Source organism: Streptomyces odonnellii (assembly GCF_000981895.1).
GTDB lineage: Bacteria > Actinomycetota > Actinomycetes > Streptomycetales > Streptomycetaceae > Streptomyces > Streptomyces odonnellii.
Genome location: NZ_LATD01000231.1, coordinates 19,544 through 30,647 on the forward strand (window position 1 = coordinate 19,544; position 11,104 = coordinate 30,647).

Sequence of the window (11,104 nt, forward strand, 5' to 3'; positions counted from 1 at the left end):
GATCCGTTACTCGATGGCAACGTTGTCGTCATATGCCCGGCGCGTGTTGCCCCTCCCCAGTGAGCCACCCGCGGACGAGGAGAGCCAGCTTGTCGCCCAGAGAACTCATCCACGCGTCGGCCGTCACCTCCTTCCAGCAGCAGCGGCTCTGGTTTCTGTCGCAGATGCCGGGGGCGAGTACGGCGTACAACGAGGCCATGGCGTTCGAGCTGCGCGGGCCGCTGAACCGTGAAGTGCTGGCGCGGGCGCTCGACGCGCTGGTGGCGCGGCATGAGGCGCTGCGGACCCGGCTGGTTTCCGAGGAGGGTGAGGTACGTCAGCTCATCGATCCGCCGGACACCGGATTCGCCCTGGAAACCGATGATTTCACCGGTCTGGCCGATGCCGAAGACCGTGCTGGGGGCGACACCGAAGGCGGCGGCGATGGCGGCGGCGATGGACACGCCGAGGAGCGGGCCGGGGAGCGGGCCGGGGACCGCGCTGCGGGCCGGGCCGAGGACCGTGTCGCCGGGCTGCGGCTCGCCGAACTCACCACGCCTTTCGACCTCGCCAAGGGTCCGCTCGGGCGGGGGCGGCTGATCGTACTCGGCGCCGATCACCACATCCTGCTGCTGACCATGCACCACAGCGTCTACGACGGCCAGTCCATGGATGTGATGCTGCGCGAACTCGGTGCGCTCTACGTCGCGTTGGCCCAGGGCACCGGCGATCCGCTGCCGCCGCTGCCCCTCCAGTACGCCGAGTACGCCGCCGAGCAGCGGCGTTGGGCGGCCGGGGACGCGCCCGGCGCGCAGGCGGCGTACTGGAAGGAGCAGTTGGCCGACGCCCCCTCGCTGCTGGAACTGCCGACCGACCGGCCCCGGCCGCCCGAGCAGGACCACCGCGGGGGCCGGGTGAGTTTCTCGCTGGACGAGGAGCTGACCGCGCGGCTCGCGAGTGTGGCGCGACGGCAGGGCGGGACGCTGTTCGTGGCGGTCCTGGCCGGGTGGGCGGTCGTACTGTCGCGGCTGACCGGTCGTACGGACATCGTTGTCGGCACTCCCGCCGCCAACCGCCGCCGCCCGGAGGTCCGCAAGCTCATCGGCTTCTTCGTCAACTCCCTTGCGCTGCGGGTGGATCTGTCCGGTTCGCCGACCTCGGCCGCGCTGCTGAAGCGGGTGCGCGGGGTGGTACGAGGGGCGCTCGACCACCAGGACCTGCCGTTCGAGCGGGTCGTGGAACTGGTCAATCCGCCGCGCAGCGCCGCGCACACCCCGGTCTTCCAGACCATGTGCGCCTGGGTCCCGGACAGGAAGGGCCTGCTGGACCTTCCGGGCATCGACGCCGAGCCGCTCGCCATCCCGCACGCGGCGGCCAAGTTCGATCTGGCGCTGTCGCTGAGCGAGACGGGCGGGCGTATCGAGGGGCAACTCGACTACGCGACCGCGCTGTTCGACCACGGGACGGCCGAGCGGTACGCGGGGTATCTGCGGCAGGTACTGGCCGGGATGGCCGAGGATCCGGACCGGTCCGTCGACGACCTCGACCTGATGGACGCGGAGGAGCGCCGGCGGCTGCTGGCGGACTGGAACGGCCTGGCCGAGTTGGGGTCGTCACCGTCACAGCCGCTCTTGCCGTCGCAGCCGCGGTCGCCGTTGCCGTCACGGCCGCCGTCGCCGGAGCGCGAAGAGTCCCGTCCACAGCCCGCAAGCCCCGGGCTCGTCGAACGGTTCGAGGAGCAGGTACGCATACGCCCCACCGCCCCCGCCCTCGTCGCCGGTGAGGAGCAGCTCGACTACGCCACCCTCGACCGGCGCGCCAACCGGCTGGCCCACGCCCTCATCGCCCGCGGAGTCCGCCCCGACCAGGTCGTCGGGCTGCACACCGGGCGGTCGCCCGAACTGGTCGTCGGCATCCTGGGGATCCTGAAGGCAGGCGCCGCCTATCTGCCGCTCGACCCCGGACAGCCCGCCGAGCGGCTGTCGGTCGTCGTCGAGGACTCGGCTCCGGCCCTGGTCCTCACGGACGCCGCCCCTGACGCCACCCCCCGCGCCGCCCCGGACTCCTCACCAGTGGACGCGTCCGAGCGCCGGCTCGCCCTCACCGCCGTGGAAGAAGAAGGACAGGCCGACCACTCCCCCGCCGTCACCGTCCCGCCCTCCCGCCTCGCCTACGTCATCCACACCTCCGGATCCACCGGCCGCCCCAAGGGCGTCGCCGTGACCCACGCGAGCGTCCTCAACCTCTTCGACTCCTGGCGCGCGCTGATGGGCGACGAGCCCGGCGAGGCGCATTCCGCCTGGTCCAGCATCGGTTTCGACGCGTCCGTGCACGAGATCCTCATGCCGCTCACCACCGGCGGCACCCTCCATCTCGTCCCCGAAGAGCTGCGCGGCGACCCCGAGGCGCTGATGGGCTGGCTGCGCGAGCACCGTGTCGTCCAGGCCTTCCTGCCCCCGTCGTACATCAAGTGGATCGACGAAGCGCCGGAGGAACGGCTGCGCGGTCTGGCCCTGCGCCAGGTGCTGACCGGGGTGGAGAGCCTGCCCGAGATGGCGCTGTACCGGATGTGCCGGGCGCTGCCCGGTCTGCGGATCCGGTACGGGTACGGGCCCACTGAGGCCACCCTCTACAGCACCGCGTACACCGCTCCGCAGCCCCTGGACCGCCCCTGCCCGATCGGCCGGCCGCTGGACGGGACCCGGCTCTATCTGCTGGACGAACGGCTGCGTCCGGTGCCGGCCGGGGTGACGGGCGAGGTCTTTCTGGGAGGCGCGAGCCTGGCCAGGGGGTATCTGCACCGGCCGGATCTGACGGCCGAGCGGTTCGTCGCCAATCCCTTCGTGCCGGGTGAGCGGATGTACCGTACGGGCGACCTCGCGCGCAGACTGCCCGACGGCAACACCGAGTACGCGGGCCGGAGCGACGACCAGGTCAAGCTGCGCGGCTTCCGTATCGAGCCGGGCGAGATCGAGGCGGCACTGCTGGCGCTGCCCGGGGTCCGCGAGGCCGCGGTGCTGGCCGACCACGACCCGGCCGGTCAGCCGCGCCTGGTGGCGGGGATCGGCCACGGCGACGCCGAACCGCGCGGGCCGCACGCATGGCGTGCCGCGCTGGCCAGGCGCCTGCCGGACTACATGATCCCCGCTGTCTTCGTCGAACTGCCCTCCCTGCCCCTCACACACGGCGGCAAGCTCGACCGGGCGGCCCTGCTGCGGAGCGTCGGGGCCGACGGGCCCGCACAGGTCAACCAGGCCAGTCCGCGCGACCATATCGAGCTGACGCTCTATCAGATATGGCGGGACATTCTGCTGCACCCCGACATAGGTATAGGGGACAGCTTCTTCGACCTCGGCGGCACTTCCCTGTCGGCGATCAAGATGGCGCATGCCGTACGCGAGAGCCTGGGCGTGCCGCTCCCCGTACGCGACATCCTGTTGCATCCGACCATCGAGTCCCTCGGCGGACTCCTCAGGCACGGCGCTCCGGACCGCCCGGAGAGCGGCCTCATCGAGTTCCGCGCGGGCGAGGACCAGGACCGTGGCGAGGGCGAGGGCCAGGGCCGGGTGGTGTGCGTCCATCCGGCCGGGGGCACCGCGTTCTGCTATCTGTCACTGGCCAAGGCGCTTTCCGGGTCCATCGGTCTGTACGGGATCCAGTCCCCCGGACTGAACCCGGGTGAAGCGTTCCTGCCCTCCGTCGAGGCCATGGCGGAGGCCTATCTGCGGCTGATCGAACCGCTGCCCGCCGGACCGCTGGTCCTCACCGGCCTCTCGTACGGCGGTCTCGTCGCCCATGAGATGGGGCGGCGGCTGGCGCTGGGCGGCAGGAACGATGTGAGCGTGGTCCTGCTCGACACGCAGGCCAGCGACGATCCCGCCGACCGCGCGGCGGTCGCGCCGGTGGACATGGCGGAGTTCCGCGACAAGCTCGTGAGGTTCAACGGCATGTATCCCGGAATCGACGACGCGCAGATCGAGCGCTACTTCCACGTCTACAACCACAACCGGATGACAGCCCGCGACCATCTGCCGCTGCCCTCACCGGCCCGGCTGGTGCTGGTCCAGGCCGTGGAGGCCGCCGACGACACGCCGTTCCACCGCGCGGTACGGGAGTTCTGGCGGCGGCGGGCCGAGGGGGGCTGGCAGGTCGAGCCGGTGGACTGCGACCACTGGGAGCTGCTGGAGAGCGGCGAGGTGGTGCGTGTGGCGGCAGTGATCGAGAAGGAGCTGGAGCGGCTGGGGGCGGGGACCCGGGCTGAGGCTGAGGCTGAGGCCGGTGCTCGGAACGGGACTGGGACCGGGACCGGGACCGGGGCTCGGGCTGACGTCGGCGCCGGGGCGTCTCCGGTCGTGGCCGGTGATCGGGCCACGGCCGATGAACGGGACGCGGTCGATGAGCGGCCGGTCGTACGGTTCGAGGGGCGGCAGGCGTGATGGATGGGGCTTCCGCAGTTCCGGACCGGGCCGTTCCCCGGAGCCTCGCCGGGGCGGTCCTCGCGCAGGCGCGCCGTACGCCGTCGGCCACCGCGGTCGTGGACGGTGACCGGCGGATCGACTACGCCGAACTCGACCGGCGCAGCGCGGCCGTCGCCCGTGCGCTGCGGAGCGAGGGGGTACGGCCCGGGCAGGCGGTCGCGGTGTGCCTGCCGCGTTCGTGGTCCCTGGTGTGCGTGATGCTCGGCATCCTGCGGGCGGGGGCGACGGTCGTACCTCTCGACGCGCAGAGCCCGCCCGCCCGGCAGCGCCACATGCTGGAGGATTCGGCGAGCGTGGCGCTCGTGCACGCGCGTGGGCACGGAGACGGCCACGGGCACGGCTTCGGCTACGGGCACGGCCAAGGCGAGGAACCGCCCGGCGGACTCGCGCCAACTGTGGTGTCACTGGCGGCGGATACGCTGCTGGGGGCGGGTGCGGAGGGGCAGGTCCTACGGCCCGGAGAGCCGGAGCCGGAGCCGTACGGGCAGGTCGTACCGTACGAGCAGCCGCGGTCCGAACCGTACGAACCGGGCGACGCGGCACCCGGCGGGCAGCCCCACCCCGGCGCCCCGGAAGCCGGCGGGCAGCCCGGGTCCGGCGCCGGGCCGGCCTGTTCGTTCCTCTTCTACACCTCCGGAACCACCGGCCGCCCCAAGGGTGTTGAGGTCCGGGACGCCGGCATTCTGCGACTCGCGCGGCCCGGCTACACAGAACCGGCCGGCGGCGTCCGTTACGCCTGCCTCGCCAACCCCGCCTTCGACGCCCTCAGCTTCGAAGTCTGGGTGCCCCTGCTGACCGGCGGCTGCTGTGTGATCCTCGGCGACGCCGAGGTCCAGACCCCGCGTCTGCTCGCGGCGGCCCTGGAGCGCGAGCGCGTCGACACCCTCTTCGTCACCACCGCCCTCTTCAACGCGGTCGTCGACGAGGTGCCCGACTGCTTCGCCACCGTCGACCGGGTCCTGATCGGCGGTGAGCAGCTCAACGCGGCTCTGATCCGCCGCTGGTACCGCGACAACCCCACCAGCACCACCCGCCTCCACAACGTCTACGGCCCCACCGAGTCGACCACCTTCGCCCTCTGCCACCCCGTTCCGCGCGGCTTCGACGCGGATGTCGTACCGATCGGCGGCCCGCTGCCCGGCACCGAGGCGCTGCTCGTCGCCGACGGCACGCGCGCGGCCGGGCCCGGCGAGGTGGCCGAACTGCACCTCGCCGGGGAGGGGCTGGCCGCCGGCTACCGCGATCTGCCCGAGGAGACCGAGCGCCGCTTCGTCCGACTGCCGTGGTATGAGGGCGGCGACCGGGTCTGGTACCGCACGGGCGATCTGGTGCGCCGCGACGACACCGGGCTCATCACCTACGTCGGACGCGCCGACCGGCAGGTCAAGGTCCGCGGCTTCCGGATCGAACCGGGCGAGATCGAACGGCACATCCTGTCGCACCCGGCGGTGCGGCAGGCATACGTCTGCACCCGCCGCGACACCGCCGGGGCGAACGAACTGCTGGCGTATCTCGTGCCGCGCGGCGACCTGTCGTTCGACGACTTCGACGGCCATCTGACGGCCGGACTGCCGGTCTATATGCGACCCCACCGGTTGTATGTGATGGACGCGCTGCCCCTGAACGCCAACGGCAAGGTCGACCAGGACGCGCTTCTGAGCAGCGGGGTCGAGCCATGGCGCCGACTCGCCACCGGCTCCAACGAAGGCGACCGCAACAGCAACAGCAACAGCAACAGCGAGCCGGTCTCCGCCTGGCAGCAAGAGGTCCTCGATCTGGCCGCGGGCGTCCTCGGCGTACCGGATCTGCGTCCGGACGACCGCTGGATCCCGCAGGGCGGCGACTCGCTCAAGGCGCTGCGGCTGCGCCACGAGGTGAGCCGCCGTTGGGACCGCGACCTGCCGCAGTCGCTCGTCCTGCGCGCCGACTTCGCCGCTCTGGCCGCCGCGATCGCCGAGGGGCGGCAGGGTCCGCGCGAGCCCGGGTATCCGTCCGCGCCGACGCCGTCCGGGGCCCGGTCCGCGCCCGCCACCTCCGAGCAGCAGCGGTTGTGGCTGCTCCAGCAGCGGGACCCGGGCTCGCGCGCGTACAACGTGCCGCTCGCCTTCCGGCTCCGCGGCGCCCTCGACATCGCGGCGCTGCGTGAGGCGCTCCGGCGCCTGGTGGCGCGCCATCCCGCGTTGCGGACGTCGTTCCGGACGACACCGGAGGGGCTGCGCCAGGAGGTGGGTGAACCGTACGACCCGTGGATCGCGGCGCCGGATCCTCGGGACGCGGCGCCGGAGGCGGGCGGCTCGGACGGCTCCGCCGGGCGCTTCCTCTTCGACGCGTCTTTCGACCTGGCCGAACCGCGGATGCTGCAAGCCTCCTGGCTGCCCGCTCCGGAAGGCAACGGCGGAACGCTCCTGCTGCGTCTGCACCACATCGCCGTCGACGGCTGGTCGCTGACTGTCCTGTTCCGGGACCTCTCGGCGTACTACCGAGCCGTGCTGCACGGCGAGGAGTCCGGCCCGCCCGAGGACGCCGGCACCGCCCCCACCCCCCTCGACTTCGCCGGCTGGCAGGCGGACTGGCTCGCCCGCACCCCGTACCTCGACCAGCGCACCGCCCTCAAGGAGCACTACGCGGGCCGCCCGGCCGTATCGCCGCCCCTGCTTCCCGTACGGCCCGTCCGCCCGCCGGACCGTGCCGCCGGCCGCCTCCTCCGTACCTCCCTCGGCCAGCACCACCGCACCGCGCTCGACCGGCTCGGCGCCGAACTGGGCCTCACCCGGTTCCAGCTCCTGCTCAGCGTCTTCGCGTGGAGTCTGTACGGGGTGACCGGCGACGCCCGGCCGCTGATCGCCACCCCGGTGGCCAACCGGCCGCTGCGCGCGTTCGAGTCGTCGGTCGGCATGTTCGCCAACACCGCGCTGGTGCCGCTGGAACTGGGCCCGGCGGAGGATCTAAGGGCCCAGCTCATCAGACAGGGCGCTGAGGCGCGGGCGGTACTGGACCGGCAGGACGTGGTCCTCGCCGATGTTCTGGCCGACCATCGTTTCCGTACGGACGGGCCCCCTTTCGATTTCCTCTTCGTACTGGAGAACACCGAGTTCGGCGCGCTGGCACTGCCGGGCTGCGAGATCCGTCCCGAGTGGCCGGAACCCGCCGAGGCCAAGTGCCCGCTGACCCTGTCGATGGTCGAGCACGAGTCCGGCTTCGACTGCCTGTGGGAGTACGCCGACGATCACTTCGACCGCGCCGGGGCCGAGGCGGCGGCCCTGCTCTTCCGGCAGGGCGTCGAGCGGCTGGCGCAGGGGCGTCCGGCCACGCTCACCGAGCTGATCGCCCCGTACCGACGCGGCTTGGCCGATCCGGGGCGCGGCCCCTCCGTACCGCTCTCGTTCACGACCGTGGCCGAGGGGTTCGCGCGGCAGGTCCGCAGGACCCCGGACGCGCCGGCGGTGACGGCGGAAGGGCGGACCCTGAGTTACGCCGAACTGGACGCGCAGGCCGAGGCGTTGGCCGCGGTCCTGCGGGCTCGTCATCCGGTGCCGCTGGACGACGGTTCCCCGGCGCGGGTCGCGCTGCACCTTCCGCCGTCGCCGGAACACGTGGTGGCGCTGCTGGCCCTGGCCCGGCTGAACCTCACCGCCGTACCGCTCGATCCCGCGTACCCGCCGGCTCTGCTGCGGCGGATCCTGGATCAGGCACGGCCGCTGTGTGTCCTCGTACCGCCGGGCGGCGAGGACGTACTCGACGCTTCGCCCGACGATCTGCCGCGCTATCCGGTGACACTGGCGGCCGTCGCGCCGGCCGTGCCCGTCGCGGCCCATGGGAGCACGACGTCTCATGAGGGCCGACGGCCGCTGTACACCCTGTTCACCTCGGGATCGACCGGTACGCCCAAGGGCGTCGACGTACCCGACCGCACCCTGTGCAATCTGCTGGAGTGGCAGTCGGGGGCGGGCGGACTGGCGGGGCCCGCGGTGACGCAGCAGTTCTCGATGCTGTCCTTCGACGTCTCGTTCCAGGAGATCTTCACGACCCTGTGCGGCGGCGGGCATCTGCATCTGGTGCGGCCGGGCTGGCGGCACGATGTCCCGGCGCTGCTGGAGCAGCTCGAAACCGCGGGCGTCGAGCGTCTCTTCATGCCCTTCGTGGCGCTCCAGCTCCTGGCGGAGCACGGTGCCCGGCTGGGGCGTCATCCCTCGCGGCTGCGCGAGGTGATCACCGCGGGCGAGCAGCTCGTATGCACCGATGCCATCCGGCGGTGGTTCGCCGGACTGCCCGGGGCACGGCTGTTCAACCACTACGGTCCGACCGAGACCCATGTGGTCAGCGGGCTGTGCCTGGAGGGCGACCCGGCGTTGTGGCCGGCCCGTCCGGCGATCGGCCGCCCGGTGGGCGGGGCGTGGCTGCGGGTGGTCGACGAGGCGGGTGAGGCGGTGCCGCCGGGGCGTACGGGGCACTTGCTGATCGGCGGGACGATGGTCGCGCCGTGCTATCTCGGCGACGAGGAGCTGAACCGCACGAGGTTCGTGGAGCTGGCGGAGCCCGGGCCGGAGCAAGGGGCGGTGCGTTTTTACCGCAGTGGCGACCTCGCGCGCTTCGACCGGCAGGGCCTGCTCCACTACATGGGCCGTGACGACGAGCAGATCAAGGTGAGCGGCCACCGGCTCGAACTGGGCCAGGTGGAGGCGGCTTTGCTCGAACACCCTCGGATCGTCAACGCGGTGGTGACCAGGGACGGCGAGGACCTCGTGGCGTGCCTGGAGTGCCACGATCCCGCCCCGACGGCACAGGAGATGGCGGAGCATCTCGCCCCACTGTTGCCATCTTTTGTGCGTATACGCCGTTTCCGCCGTATACGGTCGCTGCCGCGCACCCCGAGCGGCAAGATGGATCGCAGGGCGGTACTGACGGCGCCGGGCGAAGAGTTGGAGGCGTACGGGTCGGACGAGCCGGTGCTGTCGGCGGGGGAAACGCGGCTGGCCGGGCTGTTCGAGGCGGTGACGGGCAAGCGAGTGGGGCCCGACCAGCGGTTCTTCGACGCGGGGGCGACGAGCCTGGACCTGATGCGTTTTCATCTGCGCTGTACGACTGAGTTGGGGGTGGCGTTCTCCGTCGCCGACCTGTTCGAGCATGTGACGGTAAGGGGGTTGGCGCGGTTTCTGGAGGGGACGGCGTCTCCGGATTCGGCCTCGGTGTCGGCCTCGGTGTCGGCCTCGGTCCCGGCCTCGGGATCCGTATCCGTATCGGAGCCGAAACCGGAACCGGCTTCAGCTTCTGCCGACGGTCCAGTGGGTTCGCCGGACGAACCGATCGCCGTCGTGGGGATGGCCGTACGACTGCCCGGTGCCCCGGACCTGGCCGCCTTCTGGGACCTCGTACGGACGGGCGGCAGCGGTATCGAACACTTCGAGGCCGCCGAGGGGCTCGTAGGCGCCCGCAGCCAGATGGACGGTCTGCTGTCCTTCGATCCCGGGCACTTCGGGATCAGCCCGCACGAGGCCCGGCTGATGGACCCGCAGCAGCGGCACCTGCTGATGAACTGCGTCGAGGCGCTGGCACATGCCGGTATCGCCACCTCTGACCGGGGCCGTGTCGTATCGGACGGGCGGCGGGGCGCCCCGGTCGAGCGGCGGCAGGGCGAGCGTGTCGCGCGCGTCGGCCTGGTCGCGAGCTGCGGCGAGAACACGTACTACCGGGCCATGCTCCGCGAGGCCGACCCCGCCGGCCTGCCGGACGAGTTCCAGCTCGCGCTCCACCACGACAAGGACTTCCTCGCCACCAAGGCCGCCTACCACCTCGGTCTGACAGGACCGGCGTTCACGGTGCAGGCGGCCTGCGCGAGTTCGCTGGTGGCCGTGCATGTGGCGGCCGGTCTGCTGCGGCAGGGCGACGCCGACGTGATGCTGGCCGGCGGTGTGCTCGTCGACACCGGGCTGAGCGAGGGCTACCGCTACCGCCCGCAGCACATCTTCTCCCCGGACGGACACTGCCGCCCGTTCAGCGACGACGCCGCGGGCACGATCGGGGCGAGCGGGGTGGGCGTGGTGGTGCTGAAGCCGCTACGACTGGCCGAACGCGACGGGGACACGGTGTACGCGGTCGTCACCGGCTCCGCACTCAACAACGATGGCGCCGACAAGCTCGGTTACAGCGCCCCCTCACTGGCCGGCCAGCGCGAGGTGATCCGCTCCGCGCTGCGGCGCAGCGGCCGTACGGGAGCCGAGGTCGGGTACGTCGAAGCCCACGGCACCGCCACCCGCCTGGGCGACCCGGTGGAGTTCACCGCCCTCCGCCAGGCCTTCGGCACCACCGGCGGCACCGGCACCGCCGCCCGCTGCGCCCTGTCCTCGGTCAAGAGCCAACTGGGCCACCTGGGCGCGGCGGCGGGAGTCATCGGTCTGATACGAGCCACCCTCGCCCTCCACCACGCCGAGATCCCCCCGGCTTTGGGCTTCCGCCGGCTGAATCCGCAGATCGGCGAGGACGCGACGCCGTTCTATTTCCCGGAGCGTTCGCTGCCATGGCCGGAGGACCGCGAGCGGGTGGCGGCGGTGAGCAGCTTCGGAATCGGTGGCACGAATGCGCATGTGATTGTGGAGGCGGGCGGTACGGGCGCGCGCGGCGGGGTGGGCGGTCTGATACCAGACACACAC

2 protein-coding genes are annotated in these 11,104 nt (G+C 72.2%); both read left to right on the forward strand.

Annotated elements, in window-relative coordinates; genetic code table 11:
* The first annotated feature begins 32 nt into the window (after positions 1-32).
* The gene (locus WH07_RS21610; RefSeq protein WP_079023425.1) at positions 33-4,415 is read left to right on the forward strand and encodes a non-ribosomal peptide synthetase; all 4,383 of its coding nucleotides are present in this window, start codon (positions 33-35) and stop codon (positions 4,413-4,415) included.
* On the forward strand, positions 4,415-11,104 hold a 6,690-nt coding region (locus WH07_RS21615), incomplete at its 3' end, for an AMP-binding protein (protein WP_046502549.1). The genes WH07_RS21610 and WH07_RS21615, both read left to right, overlap by 1 nt.